The sequence below is a fragment of the Neorhizobium sp. DAR64860/K0K1 genome, assembly GCF_050500205.1.
Lineage (GTDB): Bacteria > Pseudomonadota > Alphaproteobacteria > Rhizobiales > Rhizobiaceae > Neorhizobium > Neorhizobium soli.
Genome location: NZ_CP191460.1, coordinates 195,181 through 217,997, shown reverse-complemented (window position 1 = coordinate 217,997; position 22,817 = coordinate 195,181). Strand labels below are relative to the sequence as shown.

The 22,817-nt window shown below is 58.4% G+C and carries 22 protein-coding genes, 1 pseudogene and 1 riboswitch; of the genes and pseudogenes, 8 read left to right on the top strand and 15 right to left on the bottom strand.

The genetic code is table 11. The annotated features are described in order from the left end of the window. Nucleotides 1–57 precede the first annotated feature (57 nt). Nucleotides 58–798 carry an SDR family NAD(P)-dependent oxidoreductase gene (locus ACQY1J_RS22515; RefSeq protein ID WP_430252150.1) on the bottom strand — a complete coding sequence of 247 codons (741 nt, stop codon included), beginning with the start codon at nucleotides 796–798 and terminating at the stop codon, nucleotides 58–60. A 42-nt stretch (nucleotides 799–840) separates the two neighbouring features. Here ACQY1J_RS22515 and ACQY1J_RS22510 point away from each other — a divergent pair, with 42 nt between their 5' ends. Continuing rightward, nucleotides 841–1,851, top strand: coding sequence for an AraC family transcriptional regulator N-terminal domain-containing protein (locus ACQY1J_RS22510; protein WP_430252148.1), 1,011 nt, complete (start codon nucleotides 841–843; stop codon nucleotides 1,849–1,851). Nucleotides 1,852–2,174: 323 nt separating this feature from the next. Here the strand turns inward: ACQY1J_RS22510 and trbI are convergent, their stop codons facing one another. The 12 genes from trbI to traI all read right to left on the bottom strand — a co-directional run bounded on the left by trbI (nucleotide 2,175) and on the right by traI (nucleotide 12,498). Further along, complete coding sequence (gene trbI / locus ACQY1J_RS22505; protein ID WP_430252146.1) at nucleotides 2,175–3,497, bottom strand: IncP-type conjugal transfer protein TrbI; 1,323 nt, start codon at nucleotides 3,495–3,497, stop codon at nucleotides 2,175–2,177. Nucleotides 3,498–3,508: 11 nt separating this feature from the next. Continuing rightward, nucleotides 3,509–3,985, bottom strand: a complete 477-nt coding sequence (gene trbH, locus ACQY1J_RS22500; protein WP_430252144.1) for a conjugal transfer protein TrbH — start codon at nucleotides 3,983–3,985, stop codon at nucleotides 3,509–3,511. Further along, nucleotides 3,982–4,779 carry a P-type conjugative transfer protein TrbG gene (gene trbG / locus ACQY1J_RS22495; protein ID WP_430252142.1) on the bottom strand — a complete coding sequence of 266 codons (798 nt, stop codon included), beginning with the start codon at nucleotides 4,777–4,779 and terminating at the stop codon, nucleotides 3,982–3,984. Before trbG ends, trbH begins: the two co-directional genes overlap by 4 nt. Before the next feature lie 73 nt (nucleotides 4,780–4,852). Continuing rightward, on the bottom strand, nucleotides 4,853–5,530 hold the full coding sequence (locus ACQY1J_RS22490) for a conjugal transfer protein TrbF (RefSeq protein ID WP_077122583.1): 678 nt from the start codon (nucleotides 5,528–5,530) through the stop codon (nucleotides 4,853–4,855). Between the two features lie 17 nt (nucleotides 5,531–5,547). Then, the gene (gene trbL, locus ACQY1J_RS22485; RefSeq protein ID WP_430252140.1) at nucleotides 5,548–6,738 is read right to left on the bottom strand and encodes a P-type conjugative transfer protein TrbL; all 1,191 of its coding nucleotides are present in this window, start codon (nucleotides 6,736–6,738) and stop codon (nucleotides 5,548–5,550) included. Further along, nucleotides 6,732–6,959 carry an entry exclusion protein TrbK gene (gene trbK, locus ACQY1J_RS22480; protein ID WP_430252138.1) on the bottom strand — a complete coding sequence of 76 codons (228 nt, stop codon included), beginning with the start codon at nucleotides 6,957–6,959 and terminating at the stop codon, nucleotides 6,732–6,734. The genes trbL and trbK overlap by 7 nt, the downstream gene beginning before the upstream one ends. Then, nucleotides 6,956–7,726, bottom strand: coding sequence for a P-type conjugative transfer protein TrbJ (gene trbJ, locus ACQY1J_RS22475; RefSeq protein ID WP_430252136.1), 771 nt, complete (start codon nucleotides 7,724–7,726; stop codon nucleotides 6,956–6,958). Before trbJ ends, trbK begins: the two co-directional genes overlap by 4 nt. Before the next feature lie 10 nt (nucleotides 7,727–7,736). Continuing rightward, nucleotides 7,737–10,205: a conjugal transfer protein TrbE gene (locus ACQY1J_RS22470; RefSeq protein ID WP_430252134.1), complete on the bottom strand. Its 2,469-nt coding sequence runs from the start codon at nucleotides 10,203–10,205 to the stop codon at nucleotides 7,737–7,739. Nucleotides 10,206–10,208: 3 nt separating this feature from the next. Beyond that, complete coding sequence (locus ACQY1J_RS22465) at nucleotides 10,209–10,508, bottom strand: conjugal transfer protein TrbD (RefSeq protein ID WP_430252132.1); 300 nt, start codon at nucleotides 10,506–10,508, stop codon at nucleotides 10,209–10,211. Next, nucleotides 10,501–10,905, bottom strand: coding sequence for a conjugal transfer pilin TrbC (gene trbC / locus ACQY1J_RS22460; protein ID WP_430252130.1), 405 nt, complete (start codon nucleotides 10,903–10,905; stop codon nucleotides 10,501–10,503). Before trbC ends, ACQY1J_RS22465 begins: the two co-directional genes overlap by 8 nt. Then, nucleotides 10,895–11,866 carry a P-type conjugative transfer ATPase TrbB gene (trbB, locus tag ACQY1J_RS22455; protein ID WP_430252128.1) on the bottom strand — a complete coding sequence of 324 codons (972 nt, stop codon included), beginning with the start codon at nucleotides 11,864–11,866 and terminating at the stop codon, nucleotides 10,895–10,897. The genes trbC and trbB overlap by 11 nt, the downstream gene beginning before the upstream one ends. Beyond that, entirely contained in the window at nucleotides 11,863–12,498 is a 636-nt protein-coding gene (gene traI / locus ACQY1J_RS22450) for an acyl-homoserine-lactone synthase TraI (protein ID WP_430252126.1), read from the bottom strand. The genes trbB and traI overlap by 4 nt, the downstream gene beginning before the upstream one ends. A 366-nt stretch (nucleotides 12,499–12,864) precedes the next feature. Between traI and repA the strand changes: the two genes are divergently transcribed. The 5 genes and pseudogenes from repA (at nucleotide 12,865) to ACQY1J_RS22425 (ending at nucleotide 18,626) form a co-directional block, all read left to right on the top strand. Then, the gene (repA, locus tag ACQY1J_RS22445; RefSeq protein WP_430252124.1) at nucleotides 12,865–14,052 is read left to right on the top strand and encodes a plasmid partitioning protein RepA; all 1,188 of its coding nucleotides are present in this window, start codon (nucleotides 12,865–12,867) and stop codon (nucleotides 14,050–14,052) included. A 74-nt stretch (nucleotides 14,053–14,126) separates the two neighbouring features. Further along, the gene (gene repB, locus ACQY1J_RS22440; protein ID WP_430252122.1) at nucleotides 14,127–15,113 is read left to right on the top strand and encodes a plasmid partitioning protein RepB; all 987 of its coding nucleotides are present in this window, start codon (nucleotides 14,127–14,129) and stop codon (nucleotides 15,111–15,113) included. Between the two features lie 154 nt (nucleotides 15,114–15,267). Further along, nucleotides 15,268–16,482: a plasmid replication protein RepC gene (gene repC, locus ACQY1J_RS22435; RefSeq protein ID WP_430252120.1), complete on the top strand. Its 1,215-nt coding sequence runs from the start codon at nucleotides 15,268–15,270 to the stop codon at nucleotides 16,480–16,482. A gap of 589 nt (nucleotides 16,483–17,071) precedes the next feature. After that, nucleotides 17,072–17,186, top strand: a riboswitch (TPP riboswitch). A 78-nt stretch (nucleotides 17,187–17,264) separates the two neighbouring features. After that, nucleotides 17,265–17,911 (top strand): annotated as a pseudogene (locus ACQY1J_RS22430) (TenA family protein). Nucleotides 17,912–17,915: 4 nt separating this feature from the next. Then, nucleotides 17,916–18,626, top strand: coding sequence for a TenA family protein (locus ACQY1J_RS22425; RefSeq protein ID WP_430252118.1), 711 nt, complete (start codon nucleotides 17,916–17,918; stop codon nucleotides 18,624–18,626). A 330-nt stretch (nucleotides 18,627–18,956) separates the two neighbouring features. Here the strand turns inward: ACQY1J_RS22425 and ACQY1J_RS22420 are convergent, their stop codons facing one another. Beyond that, nucleotides 18,957–20,057 carry an NADH:flavin oxidoreductase/NADH oxidase gene (locus tag ACQY1J_RS22420; RefSeq protein WP_430252116.1) on the bottom strand — a complete coding sequence of 367 codons (1,101 nt, stop codon included), beginning with the start codon at nucleotides 20,055–20,057 and terminating at the stop codon, nucleotides 18,957–18,959. A gap of 101 nt (nucleotides 20,058–20,158) precedes the next feature. Here ACQY1J_RS22420 and ACQY1J_RS22415 point away from each other — a divergent pair, with 101 nt between their 5' ends. Then, the gene (locus tag ACQY1J_RS22415) at nucleotides 20,159–20,485 is read left to right on the top strand and encodes an ArsR/SmtB family transcription factor (RefSeq protein ID WP_430252114.1); all 327 of its coding nucleotides are present in this window, start codon (nucleotides 20,159–20,161) and stop codon (nucleotides 20,483–20,485) included. A 210-nt stretch (nucleotides 20,486–20,695) separates the two neighbouring features. Here ACQY1J_RS22415 and ACQY1J_RS22410 read toward each other — a convergent pair whose 3' ends face one another. Next, complete coding sequence (locus tag ACQY1J_RS22410; protein WP_430252113.1) at nucleotides 20,696–21,436, bottom strand: IclR family transcriptional regulator; 741 nt, start codon at nucleotides 21,434–21,436, stop codon at nucleotides 20,696–20,698. 208 nt (nucleotides 21,437–21,644) lie between these two features. Here ACQY1J_RS22410 and ACQY1J_RS22405 point away from each other — a divergent pair, with 208 nt between their 5' ends. After that, nucleotides 21,645–22,793: an NAD(P)/FAD-dependent oxidoreductase gene (locus ACQY1J_RS22405; RefSeq protein ID WP_430252111.1), complete on the top strand. Its 1,149-nt coding sequence runs from the start codon at nucleotides 21,645–21,647 to the stop codon at nucleotides 22,791–22,793. The last annotated feature ends 24 nt before the right edge of the window (nucleotides 22,794–22,817 follow it).

Here is a 22,817-nt window from a genome sequence, read left to right as displayed (position 1 = left end):
AGTTACGTCTAGACTGAACCACCGTTGATATCGTCATCATCCACGCATTCAACCTTTTTACCAAGGGTGCCTCACCAGCGTGGATGAGGTCCCGTCGTGGAAGAAACCGCCTGTCGGGCCGAGAGCATCTAAAGTAGCGAGCTGAACTGCGATCGCTGCCGCTTGAGTCGGTGTGCGCTCACCCATGTGTCCCGTGAGATCCGTGGCTGTCAGCCCCGGATCGGCAGCATTCACCTTGATGCCCTCGTTCATGAGATCCTTTGCAAGCTTCAGCATGAACATATTAAGTGCTGCCTTAGACGCGCAGTAACCCGCAAACCCGACCGTCCAGTTCTCGCTGGTCATGTCGGCAGTTCCCTCGATTGAACCCAGGCCGCTCGACATCATAACGATACGCGCACGTTCAGCTTCGCGCAAAAGCGGCAAGAACGCTTGTGTGACACGAACGGGACCGAGCGCATTAACGTCTAGCATAGCGCGCATCTGATCAATCGGCTCCTCGCTTGCCGGTGGCGGATAACCGAAGTGCATACCGGCGTTGTTCACAAGAACGTCGAGAGATGTAACCTCTCGTCCAATCTTCTCGGCCGCAGCACAAACGCTCCCGTCATCCACAACATTCAACACAATGGATTGTGCGTCATGACCAAGATCGCGCAGCATCTGCGCAGCCAATTCGCCGCGCTTCTCATCGCGGCATCCAAGCCATACTAAAAATCCTCTTTCTGCAAGTTGCCGCGCGATGGCGAAACCGATGCCTTTATTGGCACCTGTGATAAGGGCTGTCTGCCGAGCCATGTCTCTCGTCTCCAACATTTCAGCATGCATCTGCATTCTAGAATGCGCTGGAAATTGCCCAGCGGCTTCAGCGATCCTGCCAGAGACTTGCCTGATCCTTCCATTTCGTTATCAATACATTTGAGGGAGGTAATGATGATAAGCGAACACATGATTGCCGATGCGACGAGTATCGGGAACCTGAATTGCATCTGCTCATCCACGCAAAGCGCCATTCCAGGTTTGACAATCTACAGCGGATGCCAGCCGGCTGGTTTAGTGCCGGCGCTTTTCGAGCCGCGCTTCTATCTGCTCCTGCAAGGCGCAAAACGTATGGTCATCGCTAGGCAGGACATTGTCATACGCCCGGGGGACTATGCAATGTCATCGCTAGGCCTTCCATTCCAAACGGAGGTGATCGAGGCCTCGCTGGAGAAACCCTACCTGGGTGTCGCGTTCACTCTGGATCAGGCGATGGTCGCCGAAATCCTGCTTGCCTGTCCCAATTTTCACGATGTTGACGGATCGGCTTTCTCATCTGGTCGAGCTAACCGTGACGTTGTCGATCCAGTCGCTCGCTTGCTTACCCTCTCGCGCTCACCCTCCGACATCGAGGTTATGGCCCCTTTGCTGAGCCGTGAACTTGTCTATCGTCTGGCAAAGGGACCTATGAGATCTACGCTGCATATGGCAGCGAAAGGCCACAGGCGCTTTGACCAGGTCCGAGCCGCAGCAGAATGGATCCGCAACCATTGCTACGAACCGATGCGTGTCAGCGATCTAGCGTCACGGGTTGGGATGAGTGTGACATCGCTTCACAGAAATTTTCGATCGATTACTGGGAAAAGCCCCTTGGCCTACCAACGCCATTTCCGACTTCTCGCCGCTCGCGAGCGTGTCGTCGCGCAAGGCGACACGATCACAACGATTGCGTTTGACAGCGGCTATGCCAGCGCCTCGCAGTTCAGTCGAGAGTATAAGCAGATGTTTGGCGTTACGCCCCGGCACGATAGCACGAGACACGATCGATCCCGCAGAGCGGAATGGTATAGTCGCGAAACAGAGGATTCGTAACCATTTCACTAATAGGAGCTTCGTCGACGTTTGCGCCGAGAAAGGGTTCGACGCGATCGAGTTTGACAACCTCAACTCTTATCCGATCACGCGGCCATATCGATCAAGCAGATGCATCATGCGTCGTGAAGCTATTGGTTGACGGTGCGATCGTGTCCCAGGACGTGGTGTAGCTTAGACGACCACGGTTCATCCCAGAGGGCCGGATGAGTGTCAGCTTGCTGCTGCAGCGGACAATCAGATCATCGACACCTTCGCCAGAAAAATACAGGCAACAATTGGAAGGCGGTAAGTCGAATATTTTCCTATCGACGCAATTGCGATCAGTTTCGATACTGACCCGGGAAAATAAAGTCCTGATCGACAAGGACATTGAACTTGTAGCCTGGGCGAATTTCGAGGGTTGGCTGAACATCCATATTCCGTTGGATGGTACGATTAGCAACCCGCCCAAACGTCTCTGCGAAATTCCGCCGCGTCGCATCCGAGGCCGTGTCCTGGGTCGCGAGTGTCGAACTTTCCGGAACGGCCATGTCGATACCCGTCCCGATCAGGGCAATCAGCACCGCCGAGCCGAACGTTTTCAAATAATGGTTATTCACCTTGTCGCTGAAACCACCATATCCTTGCGCGTCCGTCCCCGACATGCCGCCTATCTGCAGTGTAGAGCCGTTCGGGAAAATGATGTCGGTCCACACGACAAGAACGCGTTTCTGTCCAAAGGAAACCTTGCTGTCGTAGCGACCAAAGAGCTTCGTTCCCTGTGGAATGAGCAGACGATGGCCTGTCGCGCTGTCGTAGACGCTCTGACTTACCTGGGCGGTGATCCGGCCCGGTAGATCGGAATTGATGCCCGTAACCAGTGTTGCCGGTATGACCGAGCCTCGCTTCAGCTCGAAAGGCGATTGCTGAGGCACGACACGGTTCGGCAGGTAGCCAAGCTCTTTCAGGTCGGCGTTGAAGAAGTCCTCTTTGGCGCCTTGGGCATTGGGATCAAAGTTTTGAGCACCGAGCCCGGCGCGGAGCGCGGCCGCATAGAGATCGGGGGAGCTTCCGGTGTTTGTCGGAGCTGTCGCGGCTCTCGCAGCCGTATCTGCGGTCGCATCATGCGTTTCAGCACGCACGCCCAATTTGCCGCGATCGATGGCAAGCGGCGCATCATAGGCAGCATTGTTCGCCTGCAGGCGGGCCATCCGCTGGCGCTGCTGCTCCCGTAAAACCTGTTCCTGTTGTTCTCGCTGAAGACGAGCCCGCCAGACGGCTTCCGCTTCGAGCTCCAGGCCGCGCTGCTGCACCTCGCGTTGCCCCGGCTGCGGCGTGAAGGGATTGCCGGCCTTCTCGTCGACTTGTTTCGTCTCGACGGGCGTCGGCTGGAAGATGGTCTGCTGCTGTGGTTCGCCGATAATGCCATCAGTGACGCCGCGTTTGATCTGGTCGGCATAGGTTGAGGCCGGGTTACCCGAACTGGTCTCCGGGCCGGTGTCCTTGCCGAAGTACAGTCCTCGGGATGCAAGCCCATAAAAGATCACGCCAAGAAACGCGAGCGCCAAGACGACAATGACGATGATCGGCAGACGGTTGATCCGCCGGATAGTGGATGGGGCCTGGCTGTTTTGCGCGCCGCCGAGATTGAGGGATTGCACCATAGGATCCTCCCTCACCCGCGCCGCATAAGCGACAAGGCGCTCGCCGGCGTCGCGCCACTTACTGTTACGGAATAAGCGCGGCCGAGCTCGACGCTGTTTGTCGATAGACGGGCCAGCACCTGACCATCTATGGCCAAGATCACATAGGCGAGCGGGATGACCGTCGCGTCGCTATCTGTCTTCTGGTCGGTGACGACGGCATAACCCCATCCCTTCAACGCCGCTTCCAAGGCCTGGCCGAAGTGCGAGGCATCCACCTTCAGCGCGATAGTAGCCTTCCCCGGCCCAATCTGTTCGGCAAGGCGGCTCACCATATCGCCGGCGATTGCGCTGGCGGCGGGACCGGAGATTTCCGGTGGCGCGGTGCTCGAAACGAGCCCTTCTGTTCCCATCGACTGGCATCCGGAAAGAAGGATGGCGAGGGCACAGGCTGCGGCAAAGTTGCGGAGGGGTTGCAAGGCGCGCGAATGGGAGAAAGGGATGTTCATGACCGCCCTCCCCGCTTGATGGTGATCTTCTCCTGTTTCCAGCCGACCCCCGACACGAGCACCGCGCGATCGACATGGTAATCGACGACCATCATGTCGCCCTTCATCCGGTAGTTGACGATCCGGTTCTGCCCGCCTGACGTGACGAACAAAACCGGCGCATCCTGACTGGTTATCGAGCGTGGAAACTGGATGTAGGTCTTGAGCCCATCGGAATAGACCCGCGTCGGTCTCCAACCGGCCCTGCCCGAAACCGAATAGGAGAAGTTCAACTGTTCTGCAGGGACGCCTGCACCCGGAATGGTGGTCGCCTCGATCCGGGCGTTGATGTCAGCGAGCTTTGTCGAAACATCTTCCGGATATTCGAAGCCGACGCGCGCCAGATACTGGGTCGAATGAGACTTGAGCTGGATGTGATAGGTGCGACGCGACGTTGTCACCACCATCGAGGTCACGAGACCCGGCTCCGACGGTTTGACGATCAGGTGGATCGCCTGGCCACCGGCAGCGCCTGAAGTCGCGGGCTCGACCTTCCAGCGCACCGTGTCGCCGACCAGCACGTCGCGGACCACCTCGCCGCCCTGAAGCTCGATATCGCAAACCTGCAGCGGCGAGCAGACGACGGATGGCTGCACCTCGCCGTAGAGGAAGATCACTTTTCCGTCGGCACCCTTGGTCACTAAGCCGCGCGACCCGCGCCACTGGGTGGAGATACCCATGCCCTTTGCTTCGTTGGCGGTGACGCCATCGGCAGCATATGCATGCAGAGGAGCGACCACTGAAGACGCCAACATTGCCGAGGCGAGAGCGCCCGTCAGGGTGGCCCGTGTTCTTGTTCGCGGGATAATCATGTTCGGGCCATGCCTTTCAAAGCTGTGCTGTCCAGTCGAAGTCGCGGAGATAGAGACCGATGGGGTTCAGGCGGATGACGCCCTCGTCCTGTGGCGGCGTCAGCGTCACGGTTGCAATTCCGCGAAAACGGCGAACGGCGGTTTCCTTGCCGCGCCGGTCGCGCTCGAATTCGGTCCAGTCCATCTGGTAGCTTTGGTTCGACAGCGCGACGATGTTGTTGACCTCAATGGCGACAGTCGAATTCTTCGCTTTCTCGAACGGTGAGTTAGAGCGAAACCAGGCATTGACCTTCTCGGTCGCCGGATCCGAAGTCCTCAGCAGCCCATAGGTCCGGTCGATATATTGCTTCTGCACGACCGCATCCGGCGTCACGCTTCGAAAGTTCGACACGAAGCTGCCGAGGGTCGCACGTACCACACGCGGATCGGCATATTCGATCTGCTGCGGAAATCCGGCATTCACGGCCGTGCCGAGCTTGTCGACCTCGACGATATAGGGAACGAGCTTGACCTGGGTGCTCTGGTAAAGCGCGTAGCCAAAGCCGATCACCGCCATGGTCATGCCGGCTATGCCGACGATGCGCCAGGCGGCGGCGGATCTGACATAGGATCCATAGCGCTCGTTCCATTCGTTGCGGGCGGCGATGTACGGATTGGCAAGATCGGGATTATCGAGCGGATTGGGCCCAGTCATGGCGGATCGGCCTCCAGTTATTTGGTCTCGTTAAGGGGCGGTGGTGGAGGCGGCGATGCGGTCCGGCCCGACTGCTGGTCGAGCTTGGCGTTGGCGAGGCCGAGCAGTGACCCGGCATAGGCGCCGGGCGATCCGACCGCCTTGTCCTTGGCGGCCGAGCCAACCGCGCCGGCGGCACCACCGATGCCCGCCTCCATGCCGCGCATCGCGGCAGTGCCAAGGGATGCTCCCCCTGCCCTTGCCGCACTTGCAGCTTGAAATCCTCTGCTTGCTGCTGCCGTAGCCAAAAAGCCGGCGCCCGCAGCAAAGGATGCGGCCTGGCCACCGTGGCGGATGGCTTCCATACCACCGGAAACGGAAGCGCCCTGAACGACACCCTGCAGGATGGGCGGCACATACATGGCGATGACGAAGACCACGACCGAGATACCGGCAATGGCGAGCGTAGTGATGAACTGCTCTGATGTGGCTGTCGGTGCCTCGGCCAGGCCCAGCAGGATGTCCGAGCCGATTTTCGCGATCATCACCAGCGCCATCAGCTTCATGCTGACGGAAAAGGCATAGACCAGATATTTGATGGCAAAGTCCTTGGTATAGGACGTGCCACCCAGTCCGAGCATGATCATGCCGGCAAGCAGGCCGACATACATTTCCACCATGACTGAGACGAAGATCGCGGCAACGAGTGAGAAGCAGACGACGACCACGACCATGGCGAAGACGGCGGCGATCGCCAGGGAGTTATCCTCGAAGAGGCCAAACTTCGCCTGTTCCGACATCTTGGTCGCGACACGAATACCGGCGTCAAAAATGTTGGCGGGGGAGGCCGACCCACCGCCGGCACCGATCTGATAGAGACTGTCGACCACGGCCTTGGCGAAGGCCGGCCCTCGATCCAGGATGAAGGCGAATAGCCCGATGAACATGATGCGCTTCACGAGTTCCGCGAACCAGCTGTCGAGCGAGGCAGCGTTAATTGCCAGCCATACTGCGGCAATGCCGACCTCGATGCCCGCCAGAATCCAGAACAATGACCGGGCCGCATCCATGACCGTCGTCTCCCAGCCCTTGGCGGCCGCGACGACGGAGTTCTCCAAGGTCGTCAGCACTTGACCTTGCTGCGCCAAGGCCGGCGTGCTCGCTATCAGGACGAGGCCGATCGCGACAAATGCGAACTCGATGCGCCGGGAGGGACGAACGATCACCATCTCGGCTTCATCTCCTGGCCGCCGCGGATATCGCGGTTGGCATCACCACCAAAGAACTTTTCCCGGTGAGCACGGCGGTCGGCGTCGGATGCAGCCGGCGGTGACGCTTCGCCCGTTCCGGACAGGGCTGCTGGAGCTGGCTGGACGATCCATCTGGTGGCGACGACACCGGACGCGATGATCCCCACGACAGCAAGGATGATGACAAGGCGCGGGCTCACCAGCGGGGCTCCATCGTCTGCCCGCCGCGGATGTCGCGCTCGCTTCCGCTGAAAAATTGTTCACGGCGCGCCTGGGCGAGATCCTTTTGCGCCTGTTCCGACCGAAACCACGTGCCCATCATCGTCATCTGCTGGGAGACGAGACCGCGCAGCTTTTGCATCTGCGCGACCTGCTGGGCAGCGATCTGATGTCCGACCTGCAGCGCCTTCATCTGCCCGTCGGCCGATTCCGACATCGAGCGCAGCGATGACATCGTGCTTTCCTCGCTTGAGAACTGGTCGGCCGTCAGGTTTGCGGCCTTCAAGGTGCCCCCGATTGTATCACGGTTGGTGTCGGACCAGTTCTGATAGGTGGACGAGAAGCCTGCCCCGTCAGGCAGATTGCTTTTCATCTCGGAAAAGCTCTGGAAGCGCTGCTTCAGGACATCGTCGATGTTGCCCATGGAGAAGGCGACGCCCTGCCCCTGCTCCACGACATTCTGCAGGTTCTTCAGGTCGCCTTCGACCTGACCCCAGATGTGGCTTGGCAACTGCGCCGTGTTCTGCAGCAGGTTGTTGTAGATGTTGATCTGGTTCTGGATCTGCTCGGCCAACTGCGAGATCTGCGTAATCTGGTTGTTGACCTGTTCGGCCGACTTGCCGACTAGCGAGATAAGTTCGGTATTGTTGGCGAGCTGCGTCCATTCGGTTGCTTCACCCGTCACGCCGCCGGCGCGAGCCGGAAGCGGCAAGGTAATCGCAAGCGCGGTCGCAAGGACGACGACCATGTGGTGTGTCTCAAGAGGTCGGGAAAAGTGTCTCGGCATGGGCGATCCCTCTTTGCTGGAGCCAGTGAAGAGGCCATGCGGCCCCGTGTTCAGAGCGCAGGCTGCGAATGCGTTTCAGATCTTCTTTCCCGGTTGCCCCGACAAACGAGAGCGCGACCGGACCGAGCGCCATGTTGAAGAGCCTTCGGCCCTCCGGTGAGACGACGTAATATTCGCGCTTGGGAATGGCGGTTGCGACGATCTCGATCTGCCGCTCGTTAAAACCGATGCGCTCATAGAACTCACGCGTGCCCGGTTCGCGTGCCGCGCCGTTCGGCAGGCAGATTTTTGTCAGGCAGGCTTCCTTCAGCACATCGATGATGCCGGACCGCTCCGCGTCGGAAATCGACTGGGTGGCGAGCACGACCGCGCAATTGGCCTTGCGCAACACCTTCAACCATTCGCGGATCTTGTCGCGAAACACCGGATGACCGAGCATCAACCAGGCCTCGTCGAGGATGATCAGGCTAGGCGCGCCGGTCAGGCGTTTCTCGATGCGCCGAAACAGGTAGGTGAGAACGGGGACGAGATTGCGCTCGCCCATGTTCATCAGTTCCTCGACCTCGAAGCATTGGAATGCGCCGAGCGCCAGGTCGTCCTCCTCGGCGTCGAGCAGCTGGCCCATCGGACCGTCGACGGTATAGTGATGCAGCGCGTCCTTGATCTCGCGCATCTGCACGCCCGAGACGAAGTCCGACAGCGAGCGGCCGCGGGATTCCGCCATCAGTGCCAACTGCCTGGAGATGGCGTTGCGATAATCCGGGGTTATGCTCACACCCTGCAGCGCCACCAGCATCTCGATCCACTCGGAGGCCCAGGCGCGGTCACTATCGGTCGAGAGTTCAGCCAGCGGGCAGAAGGCAAGGGCTTTTACCTCTCCAATGGCGGACGCGCCAATATCCCCGCCGATTTGGTAGTGATCGCCATCAAGGCCCAGCGTCAGCGGCAGCATCGAGCCGCCCTTGTCAAAGGCGAACACCTGCGCGCCTGCATATCGGCGGAATTGCGCGGCAATCAGCGCCAACAGCGTTGACTTGCCGGAGCCGGTTGGGCCGAAGATCAGCGTGTGTCCAACATCATCGACATGCAGGTTCAGCCGGAACGGCGTCGATCCCGACGCCACTTGCACCAAGGGCGGCGACGCCGGCGGATAGAACGGGCACGGCGCCACTGGGCTTCCTGACCAGACAGAGTTCAACGGGATGAGATCGGCGAGATTACGGGTGTTGATCAGCGGCTCGCGAATGTTGGCGTAGGAGACGCCAGGCAGGCTGCCGAGAAAGGCATCCGTGGCGTTCAACGTCTCGATGCGTGCACCAAAACCTTCGGCCTGGATCAGCCGGCGGATGGCCTCGCACTTTTCCTGGAGGCGGGTGGGGTTTTCTTCAAATATCACAATGACCGGTGTGTAATAGCCATAGGCGACGAGCTGCGAGGAGGCTTCGGCGATGGAGTCCTCGGTTTCCGCCACCATCATCATGGCGTCCTGATCGACGGAGCGCGACTGTGTCTGGAACAGCTGGTCGAAGAACGGCCGCACCTTCTGCTGCCACTTTTTGCGGGTGCGTTCGAGCCTTGCCCGTGCTTCCTCGGCATCGAGGAAGACGAATCGGGAAGACCAGCGATAGGTGAGCGGCATCCGGTCGAGCGTATGGAGAATGCCCGGCCAGCTTTCGGCCGGCAGACCGTCGATCGCCACCACACCGAGAAAGCGGTTCTCGACCATTGGGGTCAAGCCATGCTGCAACTGCGCCGTCGCCAGCCAGTCGAGATACATGGGGATATCAGGCAGGCGCACTGGGTGGTTCTCTCCGGTGATGCAAAAACGAATGAACTGGAACAGCTCGTCGTAGCGCGCGACGCGGAACCCGCCACGCTCCGGCGTTTCCCGGGTCATCATCCGGCGGATCGACACGACATTGGCCAGATACTGCTCGACCTCGCGGACCGAGGTGAGAAAATTCTCCAGGGCCTTGTCGGCGTAAGTGGCGGAGCGGCTGGCCGTATCCGAATAGATATAGCGCGTCAGGCCGGACCGCCGCGGCTCCGGTGGCCGCCAAGTCAGAATTAGCGCATGCCGGCTTTCGAAGTGCCCCCTCACCTTCTGGAAATGTGCGCGCCGCTCGTCGTCGATAGCGCGCGTGACGGGATCGGGAAAATGGGATTCGGCTTCGGTTGGGTAATCTTCCGTCGGCACCCTGATGGCCTCGACCTGAATCATCCATCCGGAGCCCAGCCGCGACAGGATTGCGTTGATCTGTCGCGATACCTCGTTGCGCTCGGCGTCGGTCGAGCTCTCGCTATCCGGACCCGCGAAATACCAACCGGCCATCAGGGAGCCGTCTTTTAGCAGGATGACACCATTATCGACGAGGCCGGCATAAGGCACCAGATCGGCAAACGATGGTCCGGAATGGCGGAATGATTTGAGCGCTACCATCTCTTAGAACTTGCGCCACGGCGACGACGTCGCGCGATACGACGTCTTGTAAGAGATGTGGCGGAGGTAGACCCGCCGCATCAGTGGATCGGATTTGGCCATCATGCGCAGTGCCGAGACTGCAACCAGCCAGAACGCGATGCCGAACAGTGCCGCGTACCAGGTCAGGACGACGAAGATCAGGATGATGGCGGCCAGCGCCGTCAGAAGCACGAGCTCGCGGTCGGCGCCCATCAACAGGTTCGGACGCGATAATGCCCTGTGCACACGCGAGCGCGCTAGAGAAGATCCGGCCTCAGCCATGAGCCCCCTCCCCTGCTGTGGCCGGCGTCGCCTTTGGTTCGGGAGTTCCTTGCTCGGCCTGTGCGTGGCCCTCGCCGATCGAGGCGCCGGTGGCACCGAAGAGAGCAACGATCTGGGTAGCACCGAGGAGTACCCCGCCCACCAACGCGACGTAGCAAAGTCGTCTCGCGAAATCATTCAGCTCGCCGCCGAAGATCAGCATGGCGCCGGCAATGGCGACAGCAGCCAGCGCGATAAACCCGGCGACAGGTCCGGTGATCGATTGCTGGATCTGTTGCAGCGGCGATTCCCAGGGAAGACCGCCGCCTCCCGAGGATGCCAGTGCGGGATCGGTGAAGCCGATCGAAATGGCGACAAGCGTCGCGCCGGTTAGAAGAATGGAGATTTTACGCGACATGGCTGTCCTCATCGATCTGGGCATAATGTTCGGTCTGGTAGCGGCCGTTGCGGTATCCTTCGAGGTGGATCACCTCACGGACCCGCCTCCCCTTCCCCGTTCGCTCAATAGAGACAACGAGATCGACGGCTTCGCCGATCACCTCCTGCATTGGCTGCTGGCTGGCTTCCGCCGTCAGTTGCTCGAGCCGGCGTAAGGCTGCCATCGCCGTGTTGGAATGGATCGTGGTGACGCCGCCGGGGTGGCCTGTATTCCAAGCTTTCAAAAGGGTGAGTGCCGCGCCGTCGCGGACCTCGCCGACGATGATGCGGTCGGGTCGCAGGCGCATCGTGCTCTTGAGCAGGCGCGCCATGTCGATCGTATCGCTGGTATGCAGCGAAACGGCGTTCTCGGCCGCGCATTGAATCTCGGCGGTGTCCTCGAGGATCACCATCCGATCGTCCGGGGCAGCGGTTACGATCTCGGCGATAATGGCATTGGCGAGTGTGGTCTTGCCCGAGCCCGTGCCACCCGAGATCACGATGTTCATCCGAGCGTCGATCGCGCTGCGAATAGCGGAGGCTTGGGCTTCCGTCATCACCTTGGACTTGACATACTCGGTGAGTGGGATCAGGCGCGAGGCACGACGGCGAATGGTGAACGCCGGTCCGGAGACTACCGGTGGCAACAGGCCCTCGAACCGGTGTCCGCCAATCGGAAGTTCGCCAGAGATGATCGGCCGCTCGTCGTCGGCCTCCGACTGCAGGGCATGAGCAACACTGCCGATGACAACTTCGGCTGCGGCGGTGCTCATCGCGCCGGCAGCTGCAACGCCATGCCCCAGCCGTTCGATGAACAGCCGGCCATCGGGATTGAGCATGATCTCGACGACGGTGGCGTCATCGAGTGCGATGCAGAGTTGGTCGCCAAGCGCGTCCTGTAGTTTACGGACCAGGCGAGGATGAGAGCGCAGTTGGGTCACGCGGCGCTCCTGAGTAATGCTTCGCCGGTCCGGGAAAACGACTGATAGCCCGGAGGGCATACCTGCTCGAAGCTGCCACGGTCGGCCGGCAGGCTTCCGGCGATAGCGATGGTGTTGCCGATCGGAGCCGGTTCACCGAGACGCCGCATCGGCCATCCCGCTCGCTTCAGGATGCGCTCGAAGCGGAGATCGGTGACGGTGACGATCTCGCTGTAGCCGCTCGCCATCGACCATTCGATGATACCGGCGAACAAGCTGAGCGTCGCAAGATGCAGCTGGCTCGCCTGCCTCTGCGAGATAAGTGAGGTATCGACGCAGAAGCGTGAACTCTCGACCATCCCAGAATGAGGGCGAAGCGAACCTGCATCGAGAAGCCGGGGGAAGGTCTGCTCCAGCATTGTGGGACCAGAAGCTGGAAGGAGACGAACGCAACCTGCGACCTTTCCACCGTTGGCAATTGCCAGAAGATAAGTCGGGCTGCAATCATCGTACTGGTCGCGCTCTTCTCCCGCGGTGATGGAGACGTCCCATGCGAGACGTCCGCCGAATACCGTCGCGCGAAGACGGTGCATCTGTCGCAGGAAGTCGCGATGGCGCTCGCATTGGTCGGGTGCGACGGTCAATATCCGCATGATGATCTCCGCATGAACAAGGTCATGCGGACAGTAATCATCTCGTTGAGCGTGTGCCTATGTGCAGATCTGCACCTCAGGTGATTCTAGCGGCTCGTTGGTCCGGCTCGTATAAAGTGAGCGTGTGGGGAGCTACGATGAGGAGATTCATGTGCAAATCTGCATTTTGTGATGACTGGGCGAAAGGAAGTGAATCTGGTTAACTCACGGTAAATGATCGCAGATTCTCCTTGGGCGATGAAATCGGGAAAAATGTGTTAACTCCTTGTTAACTTTAAATCCCTTGCCCAGAGTGGGGAATCGGGCAATTGTCACGATAACTGGATCAGTTCCTTAAAATTATCGTGACTAAAGGCGAATAGCTGAATGAACGTGAAAATGGCGACTTCGGAGAAAATGTCGAGTTTCGCTGATATTATCCTCGCGCAGGGCGGAGATATATCCTCGAAACTCGACATGCTGCGGCGCGAAAAATTTCCGCCCAGCGCACAGAAATCGCTTCGCCAGTTCTCATTAGCGGAAGTCGCGGACTTTGTCGGCGTCTCGCAGAGCTATCTTAAGAAGCTGCACCTCCAAGGAAAGGGCGTAGAGCCAAGCACGACCTCGACCGGCCGACGCTATTACACCGCAGATCAGGTAAACGAACTTCGTCAACTTCTTGATCGGGTTCCGCACCGGCAGGCTCACGAGAAACTGCAGGTTATTGCAGTCGTCAATTTCAAAGGCGGTTCGGGTAAAACCACGACCTCGGCTCACCTAGCACAGTTCCTGGCGCTGAAGGGCTACAGGGTTCTCGCTGTAGATCTCGATCCTCAGGCATCGTTGACCGCACTTTATGGCATTCAGCCAGAGTTAGACGAAAAGAAGTCCTTTTACGAAGCACTGCGCTACGACGACGGACGCAAGTCGATCAAGGACGTAATTCAGCCTACCAATTTCCCAAACCTCGATGTAGTGCCAGCCAATCTTGAACTTCAGGAGTATGAGTACGACACACCAATTGCTATGCAGCGAAAAGATTCGACTGCCGGCAAAATGTTCTACACCCGTATCGGCGACGCCTTGGCAGAAGTCGACGATCGCTACGATGTCGTTGTTGTCGACTGCCCTCCCCAGCTCGGTTATCTGACGCTTACGGCTCTGACGGCAGCAACATCCGTCCTAATCACGGTGCACCCGCAGATGCTCGACATCATGTCGATGTCCCAGTTCCTGCTCATGCTGGGCGAGATCCTAAAAAGTGTCGAAGGCGTCGGCGTTGACGTATCCCTTGACTGGTTCCGCTATCTGGTCACGCGGTACGAGCCAACCGATATACCGCAGCAACAAATGGTCGGTTTCATGCAATCGATGTTTGCCGAGCACATGATGAAAAATCATATGGTCAAGTCCACTGCCGTATCCGACGCAGGTCTGACCAAGCAGAGCCTGTATGAGGTCGAGCGCGCTTTGTTCACGGCCGCGACATATGACCGAGCCCGTGAGTCGATGGACGCCGTCAACAATGAAGTTATCGAGCAACTTCAGAAGGCCTGGGGGCGTCGGAATGGATAACCCGTTGTCAGCCGTACAAACTGCGACTTTCCGCAAAAAAATCAGGAAGATGACCAAGCCCGGAGTGTGGGTCCATGGCTCGTAAGGACATTTTCGCGAACATAACGTCTCCCACAAACGCGGGTATAGAGCGTAAGGCAACGCCTGGATACGCCACCCATGGTGCTTCAAGGTCGATGATCAGCTCCTTGAGCGAGCTTCGAGACAAGGTTGAACAGGCTGCGCAACAGGTTCCAGGCGAGACTATCATCGAGCTCGATCCCGAGGCGTTAGATTCCTCTTTCGTCTCAGACCGGATGGGAATCGATGATGTCGCTTACGCCGAGCTCCTCGAAGCGATCCGGGAGCGGGGACAAGACACGCCAATACAGGTCCGCCCTCACCCGACAGCTGAAGGTCGCTACCAAATTGTCTTCGGGCATCGTCGCGCGCGCGTGGCCAAGGATCTCGGACGCCAGGTCCGTGCTGTCGTAAAGGAAATCTCAGACGCAGATCACGTCATCGCCCAGGGTCAAGAAAATTCTGCGCGAGAAAATCTGTCTTTCATCGAGCGCGCTATGTTCGCCCAGCGATTGGTCGAGCTGTCTTATGAAAGGGCGACGATCCAGACCGCGCTCTCCGTTGATGCGCCGATGCTAACTCGGATGCTTTCGGTATCCGGTCGCGTGCCAACTGAAATCGCGAATGCGATTGGCGCGGCGAAATCAGTAGGCCGTGATCGCTGGACCGAGTTTGCGCAGCAAATCGAAAGACCGGCAATGCTTGAACTGGCAAGGACGCTCGTTGACGATCCATCATTCTCGTCGCTCGGATCGGACGGGCGCTTCGAGTTCCTTGCCAAGGGCATCAAGAAGGCAGCGAAGCCTTCGAAGCGCCCGAGCAATGCGAGCGAATGGCGCGCAGATGATTCAAGTGTTCGGGCAGAGTTTAAGGGAAGCGGAAAGAGCTACTCAATCTCACTGAAGGCAAACGACGCTGGAAGGTTTGGTCGGTTTATTGCCGAAAACCTCGGTCGTTTTCATCAGGAGTTTCTGAAATCAACTGAGACAGAAGGAAAATAGCGGCAAAAGAAAAAGGCCCCCAAACGTCGCCGTCGTGGAAGCCTTCCTCATGTCTAAGCAGCCTGAGAATCGCATTTCCATGAATCGTAGTCAAGAGTCTTTGGCGCCAGTTTGGTGAGCGGATTTCCTTTGCCTTTAGAAAGGTGAGAGAAAAATGCAGATAGGAAATGTGACGACGCCATTTGGGCGGCGACCGATGACGCTTTCCTTGGTGAAGGCGCAGCTTGCCAGGGCAAACATCAAGGCCGGTAAGTCCGTCGACAAGTGGAAAGTTTATCGCAGCGCATGCGAGGCAAGAGCGACTCTCGGTCTGCGTGACCGAGCTCTTGCTGTCTTGAATGCGCTGTTGACGTTCTACCCAGAACAGGAGCTCAGCGAAGAGAGCAATCTCGTCGTCTTCCCGTCGAACGCGCAGCTGTCGATCCGCGCGAACGGGATCGCAGGGACGACGCTACGCGAAAACCTTGCTATTCTTGTCGAGGCTGGACTTATCCAGCGGAATGACAGCCCGAACGGCAAACGTTACGCTCGGAAAGGAAACGACGGTGCGATCGAAACCGCCTACGGTTTCAGTCTCGCGCCTCTCCTTGCCCGCGCAGAAGAACTCGCAATCATGGCTCACCAGGTCGCCGAGGAGAGCAGACGGCTGCGCGTCGTGAAAGAGCGCATCACGATAACCCGCCGAGATATTCGTAAGCTCATTAGCGCTGCGGTGGAGGAAGGCGTGGCAGGAAACTGGCAAGCTGTCGAAGACGCTCTCGTGTCCGCGATTGTTCGTCTCAAGGCGGCAAAGACAGCAGCATCTTTTGAAGCTTGCCTCGACGAACTGACGTTGTTAAGCGAAGAAGCTATCAACATGCTGAAAATTCAGCTTATTTCTACAGAATCCGACACCAATGATAGCGGAGACCGTCATCACTTACAGAGTTCAAATACCGAACCCTTAAATGAACTTGAACCTAGCTCCAGAAACGAGCAGGGCGAGAAGATGATGCCAAAACGGAGATCGACTGCCGAGCCGATAAAGGCTTTCCCGTTGGGTATGGTGCTTCGGGCTTGCCCGCAAATATCGGATTACGCGACAAGTGGCGCAATCTCGCATTGGCGGGAGCTGATGACCGCCGCAGTGGTGGTGCGAACCACACTCGGGGTCAGCCCGTCGGCCTACCAGGAGGCCTGTGAAGCGATGGGACCCGAGAACGCTGCGGTTGCGATGGCTTGCGTATTGGAGCGGGCAGGGCACATCAGTTCACCCGGCGGATATCTTCGCGACCTGACGAGGCGCACGGAACGCGGCGAGTTTTCGCTTGGGCCAATGCTAATGGCGCTACTTCGTACGAATGCGGTTGATGGGCGGCAGTTAGCATAACCACAAAAGTTTTAGGCAGGTGTTAGAGGATCACTGCAAACTGCAGTGTCGAAAATTGTTGATTGTCAGCCGTACAGACGTTCAATTTCTCTTTGAGAAACAAGATGATAGTCAGAATTACCCAGGCTATCATCTTGGTGGCATCCTTTCATGCAGTTCTGCGAGCATCGCTGGGTAGAACCGGAAGAGGGAAATCGGCCAACGGCTGAAGGCAGTGGGTTTTGATCCTAAAGTTGTTCGCTGGGTGGTGGTGACGCAGGCGGATAGGTCACTTCCCGAACAGCACTACTCTGCTCAGCAAGCCGGAGGCGAATGCAGCGCTGGCCCAAAGGCGGTTTCGCCGAGCCTCTCCGAAATCTGCTAGAAAGCTAAGAAACCAAGGGTTTCTTGTCATAAGAGGCCACCAATAGCCAGTCTAGATGGCGACTACTTGTGTTGTATCGACCATGTGTACCTTCGGAAAACCTTGATAAAACCTGATGTCGAGACGCTGGCTAGCATCCACCAGCGGGCCGGTGATGCCTCAGTTTTGCACAGAGCTCGTTGTTGTAATTCGAGAATGACAAGGTGCTCGTTCGGGTTTAAACGTCTTCCTACCAAGGAGAGCCCCGCAAGGTGCTGAGATACCGCTGGCGCAAGCAGCGCGGTGATCCTTTGAACCTGATCCGGATCATGCCGGCGAAGGGATGGGATTTAAGAATTTTGCCTTTGCCGGCCCCTTTGCGAGGCCGCTCTATGTCCAGAACCTGCGGGCTCGCTGCCAACCAAGAAAGGGCAGCACTATGACCGAACGATGGACCGAAACCCTAAAGAGCACCAGCGAGCCAAGCTGGACCGAGGCCGTTGAACACCGCTTCGTCAGCCAAGTCTTCGCCGGCACAATTCCCGCCAAGGTTATGGCGTCCTATCTCATTCAGGACCATCGTTTCCTGGACAACTTCTTGGCACTGTTGGGCGCAGCGATCTCCACGGCGGATACCTTCGAGGCCCGGCTCCGATTTGGTCGGTTTGCCGGCATGGTTTCAGGCGAGGAAAACACCTACTTCATGCGCGCGTTCGAGGCTCTGGGGGTAACAGAGGAGTAGCGTGCCCTCATCCCCGACACCCCGCCCACCACCGGGTTCCAGGCGATCATGCGCGAGGCGGCGGGACGCGCTCCTACACGGCCGTGCTCTCGGTCCTCAACGTCGCCGAATGGCTCTATCTAGACTGGGCCTCCCGTGCGCCGAAGGTTCTGCCTGTGAACTTCATCCACGCCGAATGGATCAAGCTGCACGACAATCCGGACTTCCGCGATTTAGTCGCATTTCTGCGCGAAGAACTGGATCGGGTCGGTCCATCTGAGCTACAGGCGAGCAAGGATTTTTTCCTGCGAGCCGTTGCGTTCGAACTCGCTTTCTTTGACGCCGCCTACCAGCCAGGGGAGTAAGCCCGTGGACGTCTTTGACCGCCTTAAACAGGCAGCCGCTTCCGATTGGGCAGGCTATGTAGACCACGAATTCGTGGTCCAGTTGGGTGACGGCACGCTGCCACAAGCGGCTTTTCGCTTCTATTTCCTTCAGGACTATCTATTCCTGATCCAGTTCGCCCGCGCATGGGGCTTGGCGGCTTATAAGAGTCGGACAATCGCCGACATCCGCGCGGCTCAAGCGAGGCTTGCCGGCATACTGGATGAGACTGAACTTCATGTACGGCTATGCCAGCGCTGGGGTATCTCCCGCCGAAGGCTGGAAACCATGCCGGAGCATCAGGCGACGGTCGCCTATACCCGCTTCGTGCTGGATTGCGGAGCCGCTGGCGATGTCCTCGATTTGCAGGTCGCGCTGGCGCCCTGCATCATCGGCTACGCCGAGATCGGGCTCGCCCTTTCTCCCGCCGGCGTCGGGGCGCTTGGGAAGCATCCATATCGCGAGTGGATCTGTGAATATGCAGGCGACGCCTATCAGGGCGTCGCTATCGCGGCGCGACGCCAACTCGACGAACTCGCGGATAGGAGCATGACCGGGCGACGGTTCGAGGAATTGGCCAGCCTTTTCGCAAAGGCGTCACGGCTAGAGACAGACTTCTGGCAGATGGGGCTCGATGCGGTCGGGCTAACACTAACCGCTTCAGAGACCCATGCGCCGGATGGTGTCATGCCCTAGCCTACGGGAGAGGGGAGGAGCTTTCTTCCAATACTTCCATCGCGGAAACATAACCGGCGGAACCCGTGCTGAGAGACGGTGCCAAGGTCTCCTTGACGTGAAGTTAGGTGCGTTAATGGGCAGTATGTCCGATGATGCAACATTAGCAAAGATCTACGGATCCGCGGAAAGCATCTCGCGTCTGCGACGATCTCCCCGGCAAGAGGTAACGGCAGAACGTCGCCCATGTTCGGATGTGCTATACGAATGGATAGGAGCAATGAACGCCGTGTTTGTGCCGCATGCCCCGCGACGCCATTGAAACGGGGCATGCGTTTATCGCCTCGGTGATCAGTTCGTGCGGTAGCGTGCCAACCAGTGGGCGTAGGGCGCCGGCAAGGTTGCCCAAGCAGGATCTTCGACGCCGAGCGTTTTTGCTGCGGCATAAGGCCAATGTGGATTGGCAAGCAGTGGCCGGGCAAGCATCACAAGATCAGTCTTGCCGCTCTGGACGAGTGCATCGGCCTGCTCGGGATCGCTGATGAACCAACTTGTCGACGTCGAAAGACCGGTTTCGCTATGGACGCGCGCGGCTGTCTCGGCCAGGAAATTTGGACCCCATGGGATCTGCGCCGTCGGTGTGGAGAACCCGACGCTGACATCGATGGCATCGAGACCCGCATCCTTGAAGCGGCTGACCAGAGCAATCGATTCCTTGAGCGTTTCTTCGTCGCGTCCGTCAAACTCGATGACGCCGAAACGCGCTGTCAGCGGTCGGTCCTCGGGCCACACTTTGCGGACCGCTGCGAGTGTCTCCAGTAGGAAGCGGCCGCGGTTTTCTGCGCTTCCGCCATATTCGTCTTCTCTCTGGTTGGAATGGATGGAGAAGAAGCTCTGCGCGAGATAGCCGTGCGCAAAGTGAAGCATCAGCCATTCAAATCCAGCGTCGCGTGCGCGTTCGGCGGCGTCAACAAAATCCTGCTGTACGCGCAGTATGTCGGCCTTCGTCATCTCGGTCGGAACCTTACCGAGGTCCCCACCAAAGGCGATTGCCGACGGCGCTATCGTCTCCCAACCACGTGCGTCTCCATCGACGATATGGTCATCACCTTCCCAAGGACGATTTGCGCTGGCCTTGCGACCCGCATGGGCAATTTGGATACCCGGCGTCGCCCCGGCAGCTTTGATGGCCTGAACTATCGGGCGAAGTGCTTCTGCCTGCGCGTCGTTCCAGATGCCAAGGTCGCCGGGTGTGATGCGTCCTTCTTTCGAAACGGCGGTCGCCTCAAGGACAATCAATCCTGCGCCACCGCGCGCCAGGCCGGCATAGTGAGGAAGGTGCCAATCGGAAACCACGCCATCCGTCGCCATATATTGACACATGGGCGAGGCTGCGATGCGATTGCGCAAGGTGATGCCCTTAAGGCTGAAAGGATCAAAAAGCTTTGGCATTGATGTTCTCCGGTGGAATTTCCCGGCTGGTCTATAGCTTCGTTAGTTCGAGTACAATAGAACAATAGCAGTAGGGTTGGTTCGGTGCTAGAGGACGTCCCATGAGAGCCATGAAACATCCGGCCATGCACGAGATCAGTATCGAACAAGTGTTCTACGCGCTGAGTGATCCGGTGCGTCTCGAGATCGTGCAGAAGCTTTGCCGCACGGACGAAGCCAGCTGCAATGCGCTCGATGGCGGCAGACCCAAATCGAGCGTATCCCACCACTTTCGGGTGTTGCGGGAAGCAGGCCTTGTCTGGACGCGCTATGAAGGGGTCTCGCATATGAATGCGCTTCGACGACGTGAGCTCGACGAACGGTTTCCAGGGCTGCTCGCTGTCGTCGAGGCAGCAATTTTCGCTAGGGCAGGGGCGGACGCCGCATAGCGTCATGATCAGCTGGAACGTACGCTTTTGCGGAGGGGAGGGCTGTCCTCAAGCGGACTTGACGGCTCGACGCTAAGATGATCCGCGCGACTGCCGGCACTTTCTCAACCAACGTAAGGACGACAATCCACCGTCGCGGGCTGTGATTAGACTCGCGCCCGACTACGCAAAGGAAAAAACCTCGTCGTCGCAGTGCTGCTCGGCAGCGCCTCACCGACAGTTAACTTCCTCGCGTATAATTCTCACGATATCGCTGGCCGTGCCATCCTTCATCTGCGCCGATGGCATCGCAATCGAGATCGCAGCAATTGCTCCCAAGTCAGGCCTTTCGATCAGACAAGCAACGCCAGCCGCCTCTGGATAGGTAAGACTTATGTCGTAGCTAAAGCCCTGCCGTTGGACGTTTTCTACCATGGCAGTGACACTCTGTGAATCCGTCCCCCGCTCCACATATCGGCCGGTATTGTGTTCAATCACCGTGTTGCGAGTTACCTCATCAAGTGCCGACAAAATGCAGAGACTACCAGGTCCTACACCGAGCGGGATACGACCTCCAACGCCGCCTGAAAGAGTACGAATGATGGCGTTGCCCTCATGCATGTCGATGCATAAAGCTTCGAAACCCGCGCGGGTCATAAGGTAAGTAGAATGACCTGTGCGGGCGGCGACAGCCATAACGACGGGACGAAAGCGCGCGACCAGATCGTTTACTGTGCTTGGTTTGTTTGCCAGCCCGTATATCGCCGGTCCCAAGCGATAATGCCCGCGTTTAGTAGTCGTCTCTACAAAGCCGCGGATTGAGAGGGCGACGAGTGCCCGACGGGTTGCCGACTTGGCGTCACCCAGTTGAGCGGCGATCGTTTGAAGGGCCAATCCTTCCGTGCCGGCATTGCCGAGATGTACGAGTATCTCGCCAGCCCGCTCGACATTACTGGAACCTTCGCTCGCCATGTCTATCTCCTGTGTCCGCACGCAATGCCGGCTATATTCGCGCATTTACTGATACCGAGGTAGGCCGCTGCTCAAAGGCGTCCCAACAAGAAAATATTCCGATATTCGGAACAGAGAAATATTACAATGCCAATTATTGGTTTTTCCAATTGACGTGATCTTTGTCTCGAATAAGCTTCCTGCAGGCAATTGCAAGAAGGGAAACGCAATGGCGGACGTGGTTGTCACAGGAGCAGGCATCAGCGGTGCAAGCACTGCTTACGAACTAGCAGTACAAGGCCACGACGTGGTTCTTGTCGACCGCTATGGCCCGGCTGCGATGGCGTCGGGCTGGAGCATGGCGGGTGTCCGGCAGTCAGGTCGTCATCCGGCGGAGTTGCCACTCGCTCGAGCAGCGGTGGATATGTGGGCCAGCCTTCATGAGCGTTTGGACGGCGAAACTCATTATCGGCGCGGCGGCAACCTTCGCTGCGCCCGCACGCCGAAAGAGGTCGAGGCGATCCACACGATCGTTGCTTCGCAATCTTCGGCTGGTTTGGATATCCGGTTTCTCGACAGAGAAGAAGTGCGCAGCTTCGCACCCTATCTGTCCAAAGAGATACTTGCGGCTTCCTTCTGCGCGACGGACGGGCAGGCGGATGCAGTCGCCACCGTCAATGCATTCGTAAACGCAGCCGAACGGGCAGGGGCCAAGCTAAGGTTCGGGGAACGCGTGCTCGAGATTGCGGTATCGCGCGGCCATGTGCGTGGGGTCGTCACAGACAAGGGCACTATCCCTGCATCCAGGGTTGTTCTGGCTGGCGGTGTATACGGCAACGAACTGTTGGAGCCGCTTGGTCATCACGTACCATTTCAGACGATGAGCGCGACAATGATACGGACCTCTCCGGTTGAACCGAAATTCGCGCAGGTAATCGGCGTCGCCAATGGCGACACCACCGGACGTCAGGAGGTAGGAGGGCATATCCGGCTGGGAGGTGGTCACGAGGTCTGGGACGGCGAGATGGACCACAACCCTCTGCCTTCGGTCAGCCCAACGCTGCAGAGCGTTCAGGAGATCCTGCAGCGGTTCACAGCGCTCGTGCCGTTTTCCGCCGAACTTAAGATTGACCGGATGTGGTGTGGGCTTATCGACCAGTCGGTAGACGCCATCCCCGTCATTCAACAACTAGAAGAGCCTGCGGGGCTTGTTATTGCAATGGGCTTTTCAGGTCACGGTTTTTGCCTTGGTCCCGTCACCGGCAAGATCCTCAGCGCGCTTGCGGTCGGCAACACTTCGCCATATCCGATCGAGCCATTTCGCATCGACCGTTTCCCCGAAGGTGCGAAGGCGGGTGCTGTGGAATTGCACGGATGACTTCGTTGTGCCGTAAGATAGACA